This window comes from Tardiphaga sp. (assembly GCF_041424195.1).
Taxonomy (GTDB): domain Bacteria; phylum Pseudomonadota; class Alphaproteobacteria; order Rhizobiales; family Xanthobacteraceae; genus Tardiphaga.
On record NZ_JBGMOE010000135.1, the window covers coordinates 18,585 to 39,450 of the forward strand.

Below are 20,866 nucleotides of genomic sequence, written 5' to 3' on the forward strand. Positions count from 1 at the left end.
CAACTCCAGCTCGCAGATTGACGCGAGTGAAGCTCATGAAACATGCGATCGTATGATGAGTCGCAATCAAAGATCGACGAATCGACCTACAGGTTCGACGAATGCGCAGCAGGATTTTTGCGTGTTGAAACACAGCAACACACGCGGCACAAAACACTCGTTCTTCTGACGTTGATAACGATTTATTAAATCATGACCAGCGGGAGACTGACGCCAATCAAGCACGAGAATATGAGTCGTTAACGCACTCACCTTCATTTCGCTTGATGTAGTTCAAATGCCAAGATGCGCTCGTAGCTCAGCTCGGCCGGCGCGCGACACCGGCCAGTGGTCTTCATAGTCATGTAGGCGCAATTGCCACGCTCCGCTCGACCGGCGCACGACCTCGCGCACGAACTGATGATTGACCACGGCCGTGCGATGGATGCGCACGAACCAGCCCGGCGGAATCAGGCCCAGCCACTGGGTCAGCGGCCTTGGATCGAGCACCATCGCGCCATCCACCAGCCACACCTCGGTATAGTCTTTAGAAGAGCGCAGGCCGACGATTTCGGTCAATGGCGTACCGAGAACGCCGTGCGCGCGGCGTAAATAAATCAGTGCGGGATGTGCAGCCTGCGAATCGTTCCTACCAGAGGTGATCGCCGACCGGCTATAGCGTGCCGCCGCGATGAGATCGGCACAACGAAACAGATCAGGGATTTCATCCGACCACCGGCGCGATGCTGTGACCCCATCGAAACCGATACAGGCGACGAGCCTGCCGTCATGAAATACCGGCACACTGAGCACGCTTTTGTTGTTCTGCCGGATAAATTCAGCGCGCAGCGGACCAGCGCTGCGTGGCAGCGCCTCGATGTCATTGACCATCACAGCCTGCCCCAGGACCAGCCGTTGATGCAGCCAGCCGATCATGGTGACCGGCGCATGCTGCAGGTCCTGCACAAATGACCCAACCCCGCCGCGACTCCACTCATGGGTGTTGCGAAAGCGCAAATGGTCTGCGTCGTATTCGAACATCCACGCGCGATCGGCGCCGGCGGCGGCGCCTATGGCTTGGAGTATCTCGGCAATCGCAGTATCAAGCGGCCGCGTCAGCAGCAGCATCGCCGTGTCGAATACCCAATCCGACTGCATCGCCGCGACACGATCGTCGCGGTTGACGAATTCCCAAGGCTGAACTGAATCCGGTGACAACTGCAGTACTCGCGGTATTGGTCACAAAACCTACTCGACCACCTTATGTTCGGCAACGTGTCAGTCCGTGCAGCATGGCGACTATCCCATCGCGGCACCCGAGCATCCACATCGCGCGATGCGATCTTGGGCAGTTTTCGACGCCACAACCGGCATTGCGGCGTCCGCTTTTGGCGATACATTGAAGCAAAGCGCATTCGGAGACTGCCGGATCATGCTGCGATTTCTGTCTGTCGTTCTCGGAGCCCTGACTTGTTGGGCGCTGAGTTGGGTCGTTACGCCGGCACTCGCGCAAAATACCCCGCGGGGAAGTGAGTGTCTGGCAATGGCCACACGGCCACCACTCGCTGTTCCAGTCAGTTTGCGCCGGACTGCGGCGAAGGCCGGTGAAGTCGCCATCACCTATGCCGGACACTCCACCTATTACATCGACACACCCGGCGGAGTGACCATCGCCACCGACTATAACGGCGTCTACAAGCTCGATCGCATTCCGGACGTCGTGACGATGAACCGGGCGCATGGCACTCATTACACGCTGAATCCGGACCCGCGGATCAAGACCGTGCTGCACGGATGGGGCGAGGCCGGGCAGCCCGCACGGATCCATGAGCGCATTGGCGACGTGCTGATCCGCAACGTCACGACCGATATCCGTCGTTACTATAACGACGACGCCGGCGGCGAGATGGTCAAGGATGGCAATTCGATCTTCATCTTCGAGGTGGCCGGCCTGTGCATCGGCCATCTCGGCCATCTGCACCACAAACTCGACGAAAGCCACTTCGCCGCGATCGGTCGCCTCGACATCGTGATGGTACCGATCGATGGCAGCTACACGATGTCCCTCGACGGCGTATCCGAAATCACCCGGCGGCTACGTGCCTCGGTGGTGCTACCCATGCATCGCTTCATGACGCCGCTCAGCGATTTTATGACAAAGATCGGGAAGCAGTTCGATATCGATCAGCGCAGCGCCCAAACGCTGACGATATCACTCAATACGCTGCCCAAGGCGCCGATGGTGATTATTCTCAATGGGGTTTGACGATTTGGCGAGGCGGAGGCAAGCGGAACTGAAACGCTACACCTCTTCCGCAACAACCATGTAATTGACGTCCATATCGGACGACAGCGTCCAGCGGTCACCGAGCGGATTGTAGACCACGCCTGATTGTTCGGTGATTTCCAGCTTGTTGCGCGACAGATGATGCGCGAGTTCGTCCGGGGTGACGAATTTGTCCCACTGATGGGTGCCCCGCGGCAGCCAGCGCAGAACATATTCAGCGGCGACGATGCCGAGCGCAAAGCTCTTCCAGTTCCGGTTCAGCGTCGAGACCACCATCAGGCCACCGGGCTTCAGCATCGACGCGCAGCGATCGAGGAAAGCACCAACATCGACCACATGCTCGACCACTTCCATCGCCAGGACGATGTCGAAGCGTTCACGTTTGTCCATGTCCTCGATAGTGGTGCAGCGATAGTCGATGGACAAATGCCCTTTCTCGGCATGTAGCTTGGCGGCAGCGATATTGGTGGCGGAGGGATCGATACCGATCACCTGTGCGCCGAGCCGCGTGAACGGCTCACAGAGCAGACCGGCGCCACAGCCGATATCGAGCATGCGCAATCCGCTCAGACAATTCAGGCTGCGAACATTGCGATCGAACTTGCGGCAAGCGGCGTCGCGAATATAGGTCAGGCGCAGCGGGTTGATCTTGTGCAGCGGCGCCATCTTGCCGCGAGGGTCCCACCATTCCTCGGACAGCTTCGAGAATTTCGCGACTTCGCTGGCATCGACGGAGGATGCAGAAGCGTCGGAGAAGTTTGCTTGGATGGCCATTGTTGAGCCGTTGTCCTATCGCGCTGTGATGTGGCTGCGAAATGCGAGCGGCGACGCGATGGTCTTTATCTCCTGCGCATCGTTGCCCATATTCTCGATGGTGACGTCTCCGTAATTCAGGATGCGCCCCAATATGTTTTGATTGACGCCGACGCTAGCGACCTTGTCGGTGCTAAGCTCGAAAGTCTTCCGCGTGATGAAGCCTTCTTTGTAGATAACCCGCAGATTTGTGACGTCAGTCTCAGTCGTCCAGCGCCGGAACCAAGCGACCACCGTCCAGTAGAGAGCGAGCACAGCAACAAGGCCGGCCCCGATCAAGGATGCCGGCATCACCGTCGGGCCGGCCAGCATCAGAAGCGCGGCGGCCACGATCCATCCTAGAATGCCCTTCCAGTAAATTATCCAGTGCAAGTTGCTGGAATATAGCACCTTCTCGCCCGGCTGCAGGATATCGTCGATATAGCGCCCCATCCGCCGTCCAATTGCCTGTCTCGGGTCATTCCAAGGGATCAGGAACCCGGGTTGCTTGCCCCCATCCCCGCCGCTATGTATACGCGCGTTTTCGCCCGCGCACGTCATGCGCGGTATCTTTACCCTCTGTCGTCAGGGAATGCACCACTCGTCATGGGCCGGCTCGTAATGAAATTCGGCGGTACGTCCGTCGCCAACATCGACCGCATCCGCAACGTCGCGCAACACGTCAAACGCGAGGTCGATGCCGGTCATGAAGTCGCGGTCGTGGTGTCGGCGATGTCGGGCAAAACCAACGAATTGGTGGCCTGGTGCAGCGAAGTGTCGCCAATGCATGACGCCCGGGAATACGATGCCATCGTCGCGTCCGGTGAACTCGTGACCGCTGGCCTGCTGGCGATTGCGCTGCAGGCTGTCGGCATCCAGGCCCGCTCGTGGCAGGGCTGGCAGATCCCGATCAAGACATCAGACGCCCACGCGTCGGCCCGGATCGAAGAGATCGACGGCAAGGAAATCATCAAGCGCTTCACAGAGCGCAAGGAAGTGGCCGTCATTGCCGGCTTCCAGGGCATCCATGAACAGACCGGGCGCGTGACCACGCTGGGCCGCGGCGGATCCGACACCTCGGCAGTGGCGATTGCTGCCGCGATCAAGGCCGACCGCTGCGACATCTATACCGACGTGGACGGCGTCTATACCACCGATCCACGTGTCGTGCCGAAGGCACAACGCATGAACAAGGTGGCGTTCGAGGAAATGCTGGAGCTGGCGTCGCAGGGCGCCAAGGTGCTGCAGGTCCGCTCCGTGGAACTCGGCATGGTCCACAACATGCCGATTTTCGTGCGCTCAAGTTTCGACAAACCCGAAGACATCGACCCGCACGGCACCCCGCCGGGCACGCTGATCTGCAGCGAGGAGGAAATCATGGAAAGCCACGTCGTCACCGGAATCGCCTTTTCCAAGGACGAAGCCCAGATCTCCGTCCGCCAGATCGAGGACAAGCCGGGCGTTGCTGCCTCGATCTTCGTGCCGCTGGCCGAAGCCAACATCAATGTGGACATGATCGTCCAGAACGTCTCCGAAGACGGCAAGACCACCGACCTGACCTTCACTGTGCCGGCCACCGACTACGCCCGGGCCAAAGAGACCATCACCGCGGCCAAGGCCAAGATCGGCTATGCCCGCATCGACAGCGCAACCGATGTTGCCAAGGTCTCGGTGATCGGATCGGGCATGCGCAGCCATGCCGGCGTCGCCGCGCAGGCCTTCGCCGCCCTCTCCGAGCGCCAGATCAATATCCGGGCAATCACCACGTCCGAGATCAAGTTCTCGGTCCTGATCGATACGGCCTATACGGAACTGGCGGTTCGCACCCTGCACACGCTGTATGGCCTCGACAAAGCGTAGAAAATTTTTCCTGAAACATCCGTTATTTTGATGTGAACGGTGTGTTTCTTGTCTGGCAAGCGTTTTGCTTGGCAAAACAACCCTCAATTCGCTATACGGCCTGCATGGGCAGCCGTCGCGGCTGAGGGCGCCGTTTCGGACAATCTGATACGGTTCTGTCGCTGCGCCTCTTGTTGCGCGGCGGCACAAACTTTATTGTTTTCTGAGGCTTAGCGCCGACACGCGGTTTTTCCGGGTGCCGGCTTCGCGGGGAGGGTGTCGGCACATGCGGAGCGCGTCGGGTGGCCCCCGAGTCTTGCTGAGACGGCTCCGCGAAGTGATGGCGGAGCAGGTCAGCGCTCAGGAACGCCTCGACAAGATCGTGGTGTTGATCGCCGCCAATATGGTGGCGGAAGTCTGCTCGACATACGTGCTGCGCGTCGACAATACACTCGAGCTCTACGCCACCGAAGGCCTCAACCGCGACGCTGTCCACCAGACCGTCCTGTCAGCTCATGAAGGCCTCGTCGGTCTCGTGGCATCTGAGGCGACGCCGTTGAATCTCAACGACGCGCAGAGCCATCCGGCCTTCTCGTTCCGCCCGGAGACCGGCGAAGAAATCTATCACTCGTTCCTCGGTGTGCCGATCCTGCGCGCCGGCAATACGCTGGGCGTGCTGGTGGTGCAGAACCGCGCCAAGCGCACTTATGTCGAGGAAGAAGTCGAGGCGCTGCAGACAACGGCGATGGTGCTTGCCGAGATGATTGCCTCCGGCGAGCTTTCGGCGCTGGCCCAGCCGGGCGCCGAACCCGCGGCGCGGCATTCCTTGCACAAGACCGGCGCCATCCTCTCTGATGGAATCGCGCTCGGCCATGTGGTGCTGCATGAGCCGCGCGTTGTCATCACCAATTACATCGCTGAAGACCTGCCGAAAGAAATCAAGCGGCTGGACATGGCGCTGACCAAGCTGCGCTCGGACCTCGACCGCATGCTGGAACGGGGCGACGTCGCCGACAGCGGTGAGCACCGCGATGTGCTCGAAGCCTATCGCATGTTCGCCAATGACCACGGCTGGTCGCACAAGCTGCACGAAGCCGTCGCCACGGGCCTTACCGCCGAAGCCGCCGTCGAACGCGTGCAGTCGGATACCCGTGCGCGCATGCTGCGTTCCACCGATCCCTATCTGCGCGACCGCTTGCATGATCTTGAAGATCTCGGCCATCGCCTGATGCGGCAGCTGGTCGGTCAGGATCACGCGCCCTCGCGCGAACAGATGCCGGACAATGCGATCCTGATCGCACGCGCGATGGGCCCGGCCGCCCTCCTCGACTACGACCGCAAGAAGCTGCGTGGCCTGGTGTTAGAGGAAGGCACCGCCAATTCGCACGTTTCGATCGTGGCACGCGCACTCGGCATTCCCGCGATCGGCGAAGTCGCCAACGCGCCTGGCATCGCCGATCCCGGCGACGCCATCATCGTCGATGGCACATCCGGCTCGATCTACATCCGCCCATCGCAGGAAATCGAATCCGCCTATGCGGAGCGCGTGCGTTTCCGCGCGCGGCGACAGGCGCAGTATTCGGCGTTGCGCGATCGGCCCTGTGTCACCAAGGACGGCCAGAAGGTCGATCTCCTGATCAATGCCGGACTGATCATCGACCTCCCGCATATCGACGACACCGGCTCCGCGGGCATCGGCCTGTTCCGCACCGAACTGCAGTTCATGGTCGGCGAAAGCCTGCCCCGCTCCAGCGATCAGCTGGCGCTCTATCGGGCCGTGCTCGATGCCGCCGGCCCGAAGCCGGTGACGTTCCGCACCCTCGATATCGGCGGCGACAAAGCGCTGCCGTACATGGAGACCATCGTCGAGGAAAACCCGGCGCTCGGCTGGCGCGCGATCCGTCTTGGCCTCGATCGGCCGGGTCTGCTGCGCGGCCAGATCCGCGCACTGCTGCGCGCGGGCGGCGGGCGGGCACTGCGCATCATGTTCCCGATGATTTCGGAAGTGGCCGAGTTCGATCAGGCCAAGGCGATCATCGAGCGTGAGCTGACCTATCTGCGCCAGCATGGCCATGCGCTGCCAGAGCGGATCGATGTTGGCACCATGATCGAGGTGCCTGCGCTGGTTTATCAGCTCGACGAACTCCTGAAGAAGGTCGACTTCGTTTCCGTCGGCTCCAACGACCTGTTCCAGTTCCTGTTCGCTGTCGACCGCGGCAATGCCAAGGTGTCGGAACGCTTCGATACGCTGTCGGCGCCGATCCTGCGTGTATTGCGTGAGATCGTGCAAAAGGGCGACGCCGCCAAGCGTCCTGTCTCGCTGTGCGGCGAGATGGCGTCTCAGCCGATCGGCGCGCTGGCGCTGGTCGCCATGGGTTACCGCTCGCTGTCGCTGTCAGCCACCGCGCACGGCCCCGTGAAAGCGCTCATCCTCGACCTCGATGCCGAGAAGGCCGAGGCCTTGATGACACGACTGCTCGACGCTCCTTCGGGCAGCGTCTCGATCCGGCAGAAGCTCACCGAATTCGCCGAAGCCGAGGGGCTATCGTTGTAGCGAGGCCCTTGCCCGCACGACCCACCTTTCCTTTTCTGCGATCTCCGAGACGTCCCCATGTCCATGCTGCCCGAAACCAAACTCGACGTTCTCCTCGCCCATCATGCCTCGCTCGAGGCACAATTGATGGGTCAGGTCAGCGCCGAAAATTATGTGAAGATGACGCGCGAGCTGTCCGAGCTCAATCCGCTGATCGACGCGGTGAAGACCTATCGCGGTGCGCTTGCGGAGATCAAAGATATCGATGCGATGATTGCCGATGCGGGCACCGACGCCGAGATGCGCGAGATGGCGCAGGCCGAGCGCCCGGCACTGGAAGAACGCATCGCGGCACTCGCGCAGGAAATCCGCGTGGCGCTGTTGCCGAAGGATGCAATGGACGAGCGCAATGTGGTGCTGGAAATTCGTGCCGGCACCGGCGGCGACGAAGCCTCACTGTTCGCCGGCGACCTGTACCGGATGTATGAGCGCTTCGCGGCGCTGTCCGGCTGGAAGGTCGAGGTGATCTCGGCCTCCGAAGGCACCATGGGCGGCTACAAGGAAATCATCGCCGAGGTGAAGGGCCGCGGTGCGTTTGCCAAATTGAAATTCGAATCCGGTGTGCACCGCGTGCAGCGCGTGCCCGATACGGAGACTCAGGGGCGCATTCACACGTCGGCGGCAACGGTCGCTGTCATGCCCGAAGTCGAAGAAGTGGATATCGACATCAAGCAGGACGACCTGCGCATCGACACCATGCGCGCCCAGGGCGCCGGCGGTCAGCATGTCAACAAGACCGAATCGGCGATCCGCATCACGCATATCCCGACCGGCATCGTGGTGATGATGCAGGACAGCCGCTCGCAGCATAAGAACCGCGCTTCGGCGATGAACATCCTGCGCTCGCGCATCTACGATGCCGAACAACAGCGCCTCGACGCCGCGCGCTCGGCGGAGCGTAAGGAGAAGGTCGGCTCAGGCGACCGCTCGGAGCGCATCCGCACCTACAACTTTCCGCAGGGCCGCGTCACCGATCACCGCATCAATCTCACGCTCTACAAGCTGCCGCAGGTGATTGCCGGCGAGGCGTTGGGCGAACTTGTCGATGCGCTCACGACCGAACATCAGGCCGCGCAGCTCGCAGCTCAGGGCGACGCGGCGTGAGCGCCGGCGACACGTTCGCCGGACAGACTGTCGAGAACGCACGACGCTCATTGACCAATCTGCTCCGCACCCAAGGCATCGATTCCGCTGAACTCGACGCCCGCTTGCTGACTGGTGCCGCGCTCGGACTCGATCTCACCGGCTTGATCTCGGCAGCGAAACGCATCCTGACGTCCGATGAAGCGGCCCAACTTGCCCGCTTCGCACAACGCCGCATCGATGGCGAACCCGTCGCCCGCATCCTCGGCATGAAAGAATTCTGGGGCCTGCCGCTGCAACTATCGCCCGATACGCTGGTGCCCCGCCCCGATACCGAAACCATCGTCGAGGCGGCGCTCGAATTTCTCGATGCGACAGGTCCACGCGACCGTCCGCTTGTGATCGCCGATCTCGGCACTGGCTCGGGCGCGATCCTGCTGGCGCTGCTTTCGGAGTTAACCAACGCCACCGGCATTGCGACCGATATCAATCTCGACGCCCTGCGGACGGCTCGCTCCAACGCTGCGCAACTCGGCTTGATCGGGCGCGCCCATTTCGTTGTCTGTGACTATGCCTCGGCCCTGACCGGCAGCCTCGACCTGATCGTCTCCAATCCGCCCTATATTCCCTCGGCCGATATCGCCGGCCTCGACATCGAGGTGCGCGACCACGACCCGCTCCGCGCCCTGGATGGCGGAAAGGACGGACTGTATGCCTATCGCATCATCACCCCTGTAGCCGCACGGTTGCTGGCGCCCGGCGGCCTTCTGGTGGTCGAGGTGGGCCACGACCAGAGCGACGCTGTCGCCGGTCTGATGGCGGCATCCGGGCTAATCCTCCCAGCGCCCCCAAAAGCTGATCTGGGAGGCGTCCGCAGGGCGGTATCAGGACAAAAAAAGCCCCGATAAAGCCTTCTTAGGACAGAAAAAACCACTTGGAATATCCCCGGGGAGCGACTACCTTCCTGTCACAACATCGGTTCAGGGTTGGCTCGCCCCGTAGATTTACGGCAGGAAGCCAGAATTCTCGCTAGAGAGCCCGTCCGGGTGAAAGGTTCCAACAGGCAGGTCTGATTGAGCGCGAGGGCTGATAAAGCTGCGCTGCTTACGACCGCAAAGCGAACGAAAGCCTGATATTGCGCTTTAAACTTCACGCACAGAAGCCTGGCCTTGTTTCGGCAGGTGGGTGATTTGGTCCGGCTGGCACGGTCAGCGGGCGGTTGGGGAACGCGTCTTTGTTGAACGCGAATGACGGCAAGATCGATGCAGCGAAGGCCTGCACGACGATTCGGACGCTTGACGCGGCCGCATCCCGCAATGTGCTGCGGCAATCATCTCTTTGAAACACAGCTCTGTGACACTCTGGATCGATAACTGAAGGCGACACATGCGAAACGGTCAGAACAACAACAAGCGGATGCGGAACAACAACAACCGCAACAACAATAGTAACAACAACAATAACAATCGGCGCGGCCAGAACCCGATGACCCGGGTGTTCGAATCGAACGGCCCCGATATCAAGATCCGCGGCACCGCTTCCCACGTCGCAGAGAAATACGTCCAGTTGGCGCGCGATGCGCGCAGCTCCGGTGATCCGGTTGCCGCCGAGAACTATTATCAGCACGCCGAGCATTATTTCCGCCTGATCGCCGCCGCCCAGGAGCAGTTCCGGCAGAATCAACCGCAGCCGCGCACCGAAAACGAGATGCCCGCGGAGGATAGCGACGACGAGAGCGAGAGCTATTCGAACTTCGGTGCCGAACCCGGTTTTGTGCCAGTGCAGCAGCAGCCCTTTGCACAGCGCGAGCAGCCTCAGCAGCGTGAGGGTGGTCAGTCTTATCAGCAGCGCGGCGAACAGCCTTATCAGCCCCGCGAGAACAATCATCGCGAACAACGCCAGCAGAATCAGCCGCAGGCCCAACCGCAATATCAGCCGCAACCGCAGCCGATGATGCCGGTCGGCGATGGTGTCGATCGCCTGCCTTCTTTCATCACGGGTGGTGCGCAGCCTCAGCCGGGTGCGGCCCCAGGCGGTTTCGAACAGAATGGTGGTGGAGAGCGCTTCCCGCCGCGTCGTCGCCGCCGTCCGCACGGTCCTCGCCCCGACGTTGCTGCAGCAGGCGCGCCGGCAGAAGCACCAAGCGACGATTTCAATCCGGGCAACTCATAAGCCCAGCCGCTCTCCGGGGAGAGCGCACATCACGAAGTATGGATTGGCCGTGGCTCAAAAAGCCGCGGCCAATTCTTTTGCGCCTGGCAGATTGCTGTTGCTGTCCATTCGCGCGTTGGTGACTGCGAGCAGCTTGGCCACGGTATTGTGGCGGATCGCCACCGGATTGCGTTCATAGCCGCCGCGCTGGAAGAAATTCGCCGTCGGCACCTGTTCGCGCATCGCCTGCGGCATGGTCACCATATCGAAGCCGTTGCCATCGCCGGTGAGATTCATCATCTCCAGTTCGGCTGCGCTGAGCGGGCGATCGAAGCCGCGGGTGCGCGCAAAATTCACGGAGGTCAGCAGTTTGTGGACCTGCAATTGCGGGCCGATGTCCATGTCCAGCACCAGCGCATGCATGGCCCAGCCCTGCGGCGTCGTGCCAAGCTTCTCAAGAGCGTTCCAGTTTTGCGGAACGCTGCGCACGATCGCCTGCATCCGCTTGAACACCCCAATCTTGTGATCCATCGCCTTGCGCTGTGGGCCTGAGAGCGTCGATGCCTTCTCGCTCAGTACCTTCAAAATCTGAGACCCCTGTTCGGCAACGAGCGTCGTCGTATTGGCCGTGAGCAGCTGATTGTAACCAATAGCGGTGGAGATCGCGCGCGATCCCGGACGCGACGGGTTCAGGCCCGACTGCATGTCATGGCCGCCATTGCCGCCGGTCTCGAAGGAATAGACGCGCACCGCAATGTCGCGTGTCAGCCCGGCCTGCAAGGCGGCACGAGCATAGGCGCGCTTGAACTCCATCTCGTTGGCAGGCCGCTGCGGCACGAACTGGAATTGCTCCCTCGCCGCAGCGAGGAAGTCTGCCACCACCGGAAGATCCTTGCGAACGCGCGGAGCATCCTCGGGCTCTGGATTCACCGGACGCTTCGGTCCTTCATAAAGCGGTGCCTGTTCCAGCACGTAGTCATTCAGCGTGATCTGCTGGCGGTCGCGACGCTTGGCATTGCGGATCTTCCGCTTCTCAGAGATCGCATCCCAATAGGCACCGGCCTCCTGATCGAAGGCGGCGCGCGCTTCCTGATATTCTGCAAGTTTGCGACGGTATTCCGCGATGGCTTGCGGCGAAGCAGCCTGCGCCATGGCATTGGCGACATTTCCGGGCAGTCCGTTCGAGTCAAACGTATACGCAGGCGAGGACGCCAATAGCAGGACGACCGGAGCGATGACGGCCAATGAGCGAATCGAATGAGACATGAGACCTGTTGAGTAGTTGCAGACCTGCGCCCGCATCAATGCAAATCACTGAGACCGAACGCCGCCCCGCGCTGGCCCCGACGTGAGTCAATGGTGTTCCCGTCCGAACGACGTTGGAGCAGTTTGGTGAAGATTGTCTTTCCAATACCTGTCGCCCCCCTAACCACAACGGCGGTTTCCCGCCACCCCTGCGCTCGTCAACCACTTGGAATGCTTCACTTTTCCCTGGCGCCGCTGGTCTTGACGATCCGCGACCATTTGGCCTCGTCCTGATCGATGAAGACCGCATAATCGTCCGGCGTGCCCGGCGTCGGTTCAGTGCCATCCTGCTGCAGGCGTTTTCTGACCTCGTCGGAGGCCAGCGCCGCGCGCAGTTCCTTGTTGAGTCGGTCGATGATCGGCCGCGGCGTTCCGGCCGGCGCGATCAGGCCATAATACAGCGACGCATCAAAACCCTGCAGTCCGGATTCGGCAATGGTCGGCACGTCCGGAAGCAGGCTTGTGCGTGTGAGACTGGTCACCGCCAGCCCGCGCAGCTGTCCACCGGCAATATTGGCATGAGTCGCAGGGATCGGCGCGAAGGCCATTGGAATATGCCCGCCGATCAGGTCGACCAGCGCCGGCCCGGTTCCCTTGTAAGGCACATGCACCAAGGTGATACCCGCCGCATGACCGAAATATTCGCCGGTGATGTGGCTTGCGGTACCTGCCCCCGCCGAACCGAAATTGAGTTTGCCGGGGTTCGCCTTCGCATAGGCGATCAGTTCGGCAACCGTCTTTGCCGGGAACGACGGGTGCACCACCAGAGAGTTCGGCGAATTGCCGATCATTCCGATTGGCGCGAAATCCTTGCGCGGATCGTAGCCGGCCTTGGTGTAGAGCGTGGGTCCGATCGCCAGCGTACCGGTATAGCCGAGACCGATCGTGTAGCCGTCCGGCGCGCTCTTGGCGACGGCGTGCGTTCCCACGGTGCCGCCGGCGCCTGCCCTATTATCAACGATGATTTTCTCGCCAAGCGTCTCGCTCATCTTGTCGGCGATGACGCGCCCGACAATCGACGTGCTGCCACCAGGCGCGAAAGGGATAATCAATGTGACGGGGCGTTCCGGATAGTTCTGCGCCCGCGCAAGGCCCGTTGAGCCGTCCCAGGCACATGCCACCATGGCAGCGCACAGCCATCCCTTCCATGTCACCATGGCGACCATCCTCCCCGAAACGCATTCTTGTTGCCGGCATCGTTGCCGAAACGACGCTGCTTCGCAACAGGGACGCTACTTCCAGGCGAAGACCGGCTGTTCCAGCTCGGCCACGCGGGTGGTTCGGCCTGCGAGCAATTCGCTGAATTGATAAATCAGCGCGGCAGTCGGTGCGTGGATCATGTGCCCGAAATGACTGTACCGGATCACGCGCCGATCGCTCTCGGGAATCGCAATAAAATTGAATGCTTGCGGCCGCGCGATCTCCGACAGCGCGATACGATGAACCGATGCGACCTCGTCAGGATTGGGAGCCAGCCGCGCGCTATCTTGCGCCCACATCACAACCGGCGTGATCAGATAGCCGGAGCGGGTTGGATAATCATCGAGGATACCGATGACATCGTCCTGCGTGAGCTGCAGACCGAGTTCCTCATGCAATTCACGGAGCGCAGCCTCCGACGGTGTTTCGCCGGGGTCACAGCGACCGCCAGGAGGCGCCCATTGATTGCTGTGCGCACGGAGGCTGGATGCCCGCAATGTCAGCAACAGCGAGGTCTCTCCTGCGTTCTCCGCTTCGGCCATCACGAGGCCCACCGCCGCACGTTTCAGCCCGGATGCTTGCGGCCCCTCATCGACCCGCGTGAATGCGGCGACGCGCGTTTCGATCATGTTTCGGGTGGCGGCATTGAACGGCAGCATCATCCGCGATTGATAGCACAATCACGGATGATGCAACAAAGTCACACGAATACAGCGCTTTAGGCCAGTTCGGATGCTGCACGCTGCATGTTGTCCGACATATCTGATGTCACAGTGCTCTGCTCCTCGACGGCCGCCGCCGTCGAGGTCACGAACTCGTTGACATGTTCGATGGCCTGTTTGATCGAGACCAGCGCTCCGACCACGTCACTGGAGATACCGTTCAGGGCCTCGATTTCGCTGCTGATCTTGTCGGTCGCCTGCTTGGCCTGGTTGGCCAGGTTCTTGACCTCCGCCGCGACCACCGCAAAGCCTCGACCCGCCTCCCCCGCGCGAGCCGATTCGATGGTCGCATTGAGTGCGAGCAGATTGATCTGACCGGTGATGTCGCCGATGAGTCCAACGATGCCACCCATTGCATGGGCAGCCGAGGTGAGTCGCTGCGCCTGGATGTCCGCCGTCTCTACCTGCTGCACCGCGGACTCCGCCGTCTGACGGGACTTCACCATCGTCTCGGAGATTTCGCGGATCGATGCATTCATCTCTTCGCTGCCCGCTGCGACCGACTCGATCAGGGAACGAGCGCGCTCGGCTTTCAGTCGGGCCATGGCCTGCGCCGTAATATCGGCGGCGTATTTGACCACCTTGAACGGCTTGCCGTTGAGATCGAAAATCGGATTGTAGGACGCCTGGATCCAGATTTCCCGTCCCCCCTTCCCGATGCGCTTGTATTCCGCGGCCTGGTACGTCCCGCGATTGAGGCTCGCCCAGAATTCCACATAGGCCGCACCGGATCGCTCCGCCGGATCGACGAACATGCTGTGATGCCGGTCGCGGATTTCGTCGATCGTGTAACCGACCGCATCAAGAAAATTCTGGTTTGCCGTCAGGACGGTGCCATCCATGCGAAACTCGATGACCGCCTGCGACTTTCGAATAGCTGCCACCTGGCCGTTGCTATCAGCGGCAAGCAGCTTTTGTTGGGTCACGTCGGTCGCGAATTTCACGACCTTGAACGGCTTGCCGGCATCATTGAGAATCGGATTATAGGTCGCGAGAATCCAGACTTCCTTGCCACCCTTGCCGATTCGCTTGTATTCGGCCGCCTGATACTCACCCCGGCCGAGCCGCGCCCAGAAGTCCCGGTAAGCTGCGCCATCTCGTTCTCCGGCTTCCACGAACATGCTGTGATGTCGCCCCTGTATTTCGGACAGCGCGTAACCAACCGTGTTCAGGAAATTCTCGTTGGCGACAATGACGGAGCCATCAAGATTGAATTCGATGACCGCTTGTGCGCGACTGATCGCGGCCACCTTTCCGTAGGCCTCGAGACTTTCGAGTTTATGCGCCGTGATATCTGTGGCGAATTTGATGACTTTGAACGGCTTGCCGTTCTTGTCCATAACCGGATTATAGGAGGCTTCGATCCAGATTTCCCTGCCGCCTTTGGCGACCCGCTTGAACTGCCCTGTCTGAAATTCGCCCTTGTTAAGGTTACCCCAGAACTCCCGATAAGCGACACTCTCGCGTACGCCGGGCTCCACAAACATGTGGTGATGCTTGCCCTTGATCTCATCGAGCGTATAGCCGAGCGCCTTGAGAAAATTTTCATTCGCCCTGATGATCGTGCCATCGAGATTGAACTCGATGACGGCCTGGGAGCGACTGATGGCGGTCGCTTGCGCCAACGCATTCTGCAAATCGATCTTGCTCTGTCGGTTAAACATCTGTCGCTCCGTGGCCAAACGGCCGTTGTCTAAAAATAGTCGGCGATACGCCGTCGCGCGTGCGCTGCGCGTCGTTTCCTCAGATCAAATGAACTGGAAATTTCGAGCAGCTGACCTAGTCGACCAGCCGCCGATTCTGCGATTCCCCACGCCCCCAATAGGCCGCGACCTTTTCAGCCAGCAGGTTGTGGTTGTCATGCAGCTTGCCGTTGTTGTTCGCTGCCGGCTGGTCGGCGGTGCCAGCCGTCAAGCTGCGTGCAGCAATTTGCTGGAAATATTCAAGTACAGCGATACGCAGGTTGGACGACAAATTTGGTGTTTCGCGCTTGCGCTCGATCTTCTCGATATAGTGCTCGATAGTTGTATTCTCCATCCGGACGATCGCCTGCAGGCTGGCCCAGAAGCTGTCTTCCAGGCTGACGCTGGTACGCTTCTTCGAGACGACAACCGAGCGCTTGCGGTTAACGTTGGGGCGGTTCATTGCGGCTTCGTATCCCATTTTATCAGTCCTCTTCTGTTAAAGATGGCATTGAAACTCACGCGTTACTGATTCAGTTCACCAACACTGCGCCGTCACAGCGAATGCCGGATACCCACACATCGGCCTGTCCAATTCCGACGCCGAGACTTGCCAGCGTTGCCGCCAGCAATTGATCGATTGAGCTGGTTGCCCCGCTGATGATGCTGGTGACGAGTCCGCCGAGACCCGGGATCGCCAAACCCAATCCAAGAACACTGATGTTGAGGTCGCCCAGCAGACTTCCCGTCAGGGAAGACGTGAAGTTTGTCGTGTTCACCGTCTTCTTCGTCTGCGACGTGATATCCGAATAGCTGAAGTTGACGCTGCCCGGCGTGGTATTGCCCATGCCGGCATGGGCCTTTGCCGTCACAATTGGAATGCCCAGGAGATTCACAAGCGGTGCCGGCCCCGGAGTCGGCTTGGTCGCAACATTGTTGAGATCAGCTACAGTGACGTTACCTATCCATGCATCGACAATGCCCGGCGTGACCCCAAGCGTGACGCTCGATGTACTGACATTGGGATAGCCGCAACTGACCTTATTCAGCGTCGCCGTGCCCGACGCGACCTCCACATAGACCGGCAGATTGACCAATGACGCCGAACCACTTCCGATCAACTGGATGGATAGCAGCACCCGTGTCTGGGCTGTATGAACACTAATGCCCTGCGTACCCACGGCAATCCAGCCGGATCCCTGTGGCCGTGCGCCAATGGTCGCCGTCAGTGACGCACTGGTAATACCTGGCAAGCCAAGGTTGACAGATGCGGCGATCTGGTTGGTGCCGTTAGCAATTCCGGCCGTTGCCTGCAGCAGGTCGTAGAGCGAGATGCTCACGCCGTCTTTTGGCTTTACGCCCACGATCAGGTTCGCGTAGGGGCCCGCATCGATTAGTGTGCCAGGCGTTATCCTGGTCGTTACAGATGCCGAAGCCTGCGATATCGTCGAGAGCGCGGTGGTTGCCGTCCCGCTGCCATTAGTGGCCTGTTGCGCACTCAACGCCGCGGACAGAACATCTCCGATCTTGACGTTCGATTTCAGTAGCGTGTCATAGGTCACACCGGTCAGACCGACACGCATCGCCAGCGCCGAAAGGAAGGTGAAAGCATCAATGCGCGCGCCAAGAAGCGCATTGTAGTCCATGACTGAGAGCGACAGGGTCGTTCCCAGCATCGATCCAAGAACGCTATTCAACAAGCCGCCATTTAGCGACGCCAGCCGCGAACCGATCGAGAACGACGCCATGGCAGTCGTTGTTGCGGTCGCCGTCGTCTTGATGGTGAAGTTATTGCTGCCGGTAAAGAAATGGCTGAAGTAAAGCGGCGTCGCCGTCTGAAGACTGACCCGCGCCGCATTGGCTGTTCCAGTCGCCGGTGTAACAAAGCGGCTTTGCGCAGCGACGGCCGAATTGGCCGTATAAGTTCCGAGTTCGACACCGATCAGGGCGCTGGCCGGATAGTTGTTGCTGGTGACCGCCGCCTGCGCGGCATTCGTCGCATTGCTCAGATTGCTCGCGGCGACGATCGCCGCGAGATCCGCAGCGGCCTGCGTCTTGCGGCGATCGGCAGCGATGGTCCCGATATCAACCCCCAGTGCAGCACAACAAACGGCCAGAATCATGCCGCCCGCAGACATGATGGCAATATTTCCGCGCTGGTCGGTGCGAAATCTCTCGAGAAGCCCGCGCATCGGTTCCATCGCTCAAAACCCTCCATAGGGAATGGCGGCAGATCGCGCGACTTGCGATGGAGGCATCGGCACGAAAGGAAGCGAATAGATGAACATGCTCGACGCGTCGTAGTTGACCGTGACCACAAAGACATTTGCGTTCGACGGTGATGTCGCCGCATTGACGCTCAGCTTCGACGCATTGATCAATGGATAAGTGGCTGCATTCGACGTGACATAGGTCGATGCGATCGAGCCGCGTTCGGTCTCGGTCAGTCCGGCGACGGAAGAACGCGCCGCCTCGGCAGCAAGCTGCTGAACACCGTGAACCACCGCAAAATATGATCCGAAGACAACGATGCCGAAAATGATCGACAGAAAGACAGGCAAAAGCATTGCGAATTCGACTGCGGAAGCACCGCGTCGACACGACAGAAATTTTCTCATGCTGGCGTCGAATCTCAACATGCGCTGAGCTTCGCAAGACCGCGTGAAAACTACCTATACAACTCCTGTTACCACCTGATGGGGATCGATCATCTCCGATGCCCGCATTGTATTGAATGATAGCATTCGATTTGATGAGGGGATCACATTCTCTGATACACGCGTCGTTGAGAGAACTAGATACCGAAGAACTTAACGTGCAGCTCCTCTATTAGAATACTGTGTTTCTTGTGAATGCCCTCGCGCGCGCACAGCACGAGTTTGGGTACAGCCAGCTTTGGAAGATAATACTCATTGGCCGCCAGGAGCGGCGCTGGGATCAGAGCTGTTGGCAGCAGGGTTAAGCCGATGCCTGCTTTCGCAGCTTCGATCCGAGCATGATAGTCCGGGCTGGAGAATGCAATACGATAGATCATGCCCTTGCGCTCAAGCGCCTGAATCATGACGTTATGCACGATCTGTCCCGGCCAGGTCAGCAACGGAATGGGCGCACCAGGACTTAACGTGAAATCCTTGGATCGGACCCAGGTCAATTCATCGTCGCGTTGCGCGACGACATCGATGGCCGCATCCACGGGCATCTCGGAGACGCTGAGGAACACGCCGACATCGACGTAGCCATCGAGCATGCTTTTTGCGATCTCGGCCGAATTATCTGAATAGATGCAGACATTGCTCATCGCCGCCTTGCTCATCCCTTCCATTGCGCGTTGCGAATAGAAATTGGCCAGACCAAGTCGAATAGTTTGATCTTCGGGCGAAGCACCGCGCAGCAAGAGTAACTGGTCGTTCGCCTCCAGAATCTTCCTGGCCTGGATCAGAACGAGCTTTCCGAGTTCGGTCGTCGATGAGCCGTTGGCAGATTTCAGGAAGATACTGCCGCCGATCGCGTGTTCAATGCGCTTGATCTGCGAGCTGATGGCGGGCTGGCTCAGGCCGAGCAGCTTCGCGGCCTTGGTGATACTGCCGGCTTCGGAGATACCGACAACCGATCGCATGATTTCGGTTGGGATGCTCGAATGCTGGTACCGCCGATGCATAATACGTTGTCCTTTGAGATCGACGTCTTCTCCACGCAACGGAATTGTCCGCTTCGAGACGTCACACCAAAGTCACCGGCCAGCTACACCAACCTGACCGAAACGTTTCTTAGGATCGTTTAAATTGCAGATGCAGAGACACACACCTCCCTTCAAGTTGTATCGGTGTCCTTTTACACATGCCAAGTACTTTCATGAGGAGGCGCATGTGATTTCTCCCATTCGCGGCATCAAGGAGATTCGCGGGTAGAGCACTACCGTGATTACACGCACCTTTACAGGCAGCGAGATGCAAAACCTCCGGGATAGTGATTTTCGGGCTGGAACTTGGCCAAAGTGATTCGCAGAAAAGAATTGATGTACCACCTGAGATAAGTCAGGCGCACTCAACTTAAAGTAACAAATCTCTTTATGGCCTTATGGAGCGCGAGCGACATTCCGATGCCGGTGACGCCGCCTGCAAGTTTGACCAGCGCATCCCGCACCTCGCCATGCCGGTCCGGCGTTAGATGCTGCAGCACCTCAAGCCCGACTGCTGCACCGCTGACGAGCGTCAGAACAAGCCAGAGATGGCGGGGATAAGCGAGACCGAACAAAAGGCCCACAAGCGCAAATGCGCCGAAGCGCTCAAGGCTGACGCCGGCAAAATGCGGCCGCAGCCCAATCGGGGACAGAGTCACAAAAGCAATCAGTGCAAGTGTAGTCCACGCAATAACAATGATGTTTTTTCGATACATCCAGCAGCCATATCCCATGCAACCGCAGGAGCGGCGATTTCTCACCTCTGACGGTTAATCGAACGCGCAGAGAACTACTACCGGCGTTCCGACGCACTCCCCCGGACAAAATCTTCCTCAGCGGGAGCTGCGGAGTTGCCAGGTGTCGAAACTGTCGGGTTTGATCTCGAACCGATCTTGCATCCGTGCATACATGGTTCCCGCGATGCGTGCGACTGGAAGATAGTGATCATAATCCGTGCGCAAGGTGACGGGGTCGACAACACCATCACGAACCTGAATGCCCAGAACCTCTCCGACCAGTAAGTCGCGTTCTGCGCCAAAATTCATCATGGTCACTTTTCGGCATTCCAGTGCCGCAGGCGCCTTCGCCAAATGCGGCACCGGCACATTGATGCCAGCCATCATTGGGAGCTGCAGGGCATCCAGTTCGCCGATGTCGGATGGAAAGCTGATGGAACAATCTACCATATCGTTGGCGAGTGCCTCATCCACCATGTTGATAACAAACAACCCATTGGTGCGCACATTGCGGGTCGTATCCTTGACCGACAGGTCGGGCCTGGCCTGCAGGCCGACCACCACCAGTGGCGGCTTCTCGGAGAACACATTGAAGAACGAGAACGGCGCTGCATTGACGACGCCGGCATCTGAGATGGTGGTAATCAAGGCGATCGGACGCGGCACAACCAGACCGCACAACAACTTGTAACGCTCGGGACCACTGAGCTTCGCAAAGTCAAAATGAATCATCGCCAATCGTGCCTCATCAGTTGCCGCCTTGCCGCAACGAGGCAGGAGCTTATCCGATCTTGAACAGCCGGCTCGCATTGCCGAA

The 20,866-nt window shown here is 59.6% G+C and carries 19 protein-coding genes; 6 read left to right on the forward strand and 13 right to left on the reverse strand.

All coding sequences use genetic code 11. The annotated features are described in order from the left end of the window. Nucleotides 1-273 precede the first annotated feature (273 nt). Complete coding sequence (locus tag ACEK02_RS18230) at nt 274-1,137, reverse strand: GAF domain-containing DNA-binding protein (protein WP_371422986.1); 864 nt, start codon at nt 1,135-1,137, stop codon at nt 274-276. 274 nt (nt 1,138-1,411) lie between these two features. Here ACEK02_RS18230 and ACEK02_RS18235 point away from each other — a divergent pair, with 274 nt between their 5' ends. Beyond that, nucleotides 1,412-2,245 (forward strand): MBL fold metallo-hydrolase, encoded by an 834-nt coding sequence (locus tag ACEK02_RS18235; protein WP_371422987.1) that lies wholly within the window; start codon nt 1,412-1,414, stop codon nt 2,243-2,245. A gap of 36 nt (nt 2,246-2,281) precedes the next feature. Here ACEK02_RS18235 and ubiG read toward each other — a convergent pair whose 3' ends face one another. Further along, on the reverse strand, nt 2,282-3,040 hold the full coding sequence (gene ubiG / locus ACEK02_RS18240; RefSeq protein WP_371422988.1) for a bifunctional 2-polyprenyl-6-hydroxyphenol methylase/3-demethylubiquinol 3-O-methyltransferase UbiG: 759 nt from the start codon (nt 3,038-3,040) through the stop codon (nt 2,282-2,284). 15 nt (nt 3,041-3,055) lie between these two features. Further along, nucleotides 3,056-3,511, reverse strand: a complete 456-nt coding sequence (locus ACEK02_RS18245; protein WP_371423023.1) for a PH domain-containing protein — start codon at nt 3,509-3,511, stop codon at nt 3,056-3,058. Between the two features lie 153 nt (nt 3,512-3,664). Here ACEK02_RS18245 and ACEK02_RS18250 point away from each other — a divergent pair, with 153 nt between their 5' ends. The 5 genes from ACEK02_RS18250 to ACEK02_RS18270 all read left to right on the forward strand — a co-directional run bounded on the left by ACEK02_RS18250 (nt 3,665) and on the right by ACEK02_RS18270 (nt 10,745). After that, entirely contained in the window at nt 3,665-4,918 is a 1,254-nt protein-coding gene (locus ACEK02_RS18250) for an aspartate kinase (RefSeq protein ID WP_371422989.1), read from the forward strand. Nucleotides 4,919-5,183: 265 nt separating this feature from the next. Then, complete coding sequence (gene ptsP, locus ACEK02_RS18255) at nt 5,184-7,451, forward strand: phosphoenolpyruvate--protein phosphotransferase (RefSeq protein WP_371422990.1); 2,268 nt, start codon at nt 5,184-5,186, stop codon at nt 7,449-7,451. A 57-nt stretch (nt 7,452-7,508) separates the two neighbouring features. Further along, on the forward strand, nt 7,509-8,594 hold the full coding sequence (prfA, locus tag ACEK02_RS18260) for a peptide chain release factor 1 (protein WP_371422991.1): 1,086 nt from the start codon (nt 7,509-7,511) through the stop codon (nt 8,592-8,594). Beyond that, nucleotides 8,591-9,481, forward strand: coding sequence for a peptide chain release factor N(5)-glutamine methyltransferase (prmC, locus tag ACEK02_RS18265; RefSeq protein ID WP_371422992.1), 891 nt, complete (start codon nt 8,591-8,593; stop codon nt 9,479-9,481). Before prfA ends, prmC begins: the two co-directional genes overlap by 4 nt. Before the next feature lie 478 nt (nt 9,482-9,959). Further along, nucleotides 9,960-10,745, forward strand: coding sequence for a DUF4167 domain-containing protein (locus ACEK02_RS18270; RefSeq protein WP_371422993.1), 786 nt, complete (start codon nt 9,960-9,962; stop codon nt 10,743-10,745). 54 nt (nt 10,746-10,799) lie between these two features. Here ACEK02_RS18270 and ACEK02_RS18275 read toward each other — a convergent pair whose 3' ends face one another. The 10 genes from ACEK02_RS18275 to ACEK02_RS18320 form a co-directional block, all read right to left on the reverse strand. Then, nucleotides 10,800-11,990 (reverse strand): hypothetical protein, encoded by a 1,191-nt coding sequence (locus ACEK02_RS18275; RefSeq protein WP_371422994.1) that lies wholly within the window; start codon nt 11,988-11,990, stop codon nt 10,800-10,802. A gap of 215 nt (nt 11,991-12,205) precedes the next feature. Next, nucleotides 12,206-13,186, reverse strand: coding sequence for a Bug family tripartite tricarboxylate transporter substrate binding protein (locus ACEK02_RS18280; protein WP_371422995.1), 981 nt, complete (start codon nt 13,184-13,186; stop codon nt 12,206-12,208). A 75-nt stretch (nt 13,187-13,261) separates the two neighbouring features. Continuing rightward, nucleotides 13,262-13,891 (reverse strand): CoA pyrophosphatase, encoded by a 630-nt coding sequence (locus tag ACEK02_RS18285; protein WP_371422996.1) that lies wholly within the window; start codon nt 13,889-13,891, stop codon nt 13,262-13,264. A 56-nt stretch (nt 13,892-13,947) separates the two neighbouring features. Beyond that, on the reverse strand, nt 13,948-15,615 hold the full coding sequence (locus ACEK02_RS18290) for a PAS domain-containing protein (RefSeq protein ID WP_371422997.1): 1,668 nt from the start codon (nt 15,613-15,615) through the stop codon (nt 13,948-13,950). A gap of 115 nt (nt 15,616-15,730) precedes the next feature. Then, a complete protein-coding gene (locus tag ACEK02_RS18295; protein ID WP_371422998.1) occupies nt 15,731-16,096 on the reverse strand; it encodes a ribbon-helix-helix domain-containing protein in 366 nt (121 codons plus the stop codon). 70 nt (nt 16,097-16,166) lie between these two features. Further along, nucleotides 16,167-17,825, reverse strand: coding sequence for a pilus assembly protein TadG-related protein (locus ACEK02_RS18300; protein WP_371422999.1), 1,659 nt, complete (start codon nt 17,823-17,825; stop codon nt 16,167-16,169). Nucleotides 17,826-17,837: 12 nt separating this feature from the next. After that, a complete protein-coding gene (locus ACEK02_RS18305; RefSeq protein ID WP_371423000.1) occupies nt 17,838-18,251 on the reverse strand; it encodes a TadE/TadG family type IV pilus assembly protein in 414 nt (137 codons plus the stop codon). Between the two features lie 176 nt (nt 18,252-18,427). Further along, nucleotides 18,428-19,330 (reverse strand): LysR family transcriptional regulator, encoded by a 903-nt coding sequence (locus tag ACEK02_RS18310; RefSeq protein WP_371423001.1) that lies wholly within the window; start codon nt 19,328-19,330, stop codon nt 18,428-18,430. Between the two features lie 347 nt (nt 19,331-19,677). Then, nucleotides 19,678-20,028 (reverse strand): VanZ family protein, encoded by a 351-nt coding sequence (locus ACEK02_RS18315; RefSeq protein ID WP_371423002.1) that lies wholly within the window; start codon nt 20,026-20,028, stop codon nt 19,678-19,680. A gap of 117 nt (nt 20,029-20,145) precedes the next feature. Then, entirely contained in the window at nt 20,146-20,781 is a 636-nt protein-coding gene (locus ACEK02_RS18320; RefSeq protein ID WP_371423024.1) for a flavin reductase family protein, read from the reverse strand. Between the last annotated feature and the right edge of the window lie 85 nt (nt 20,782-20,866).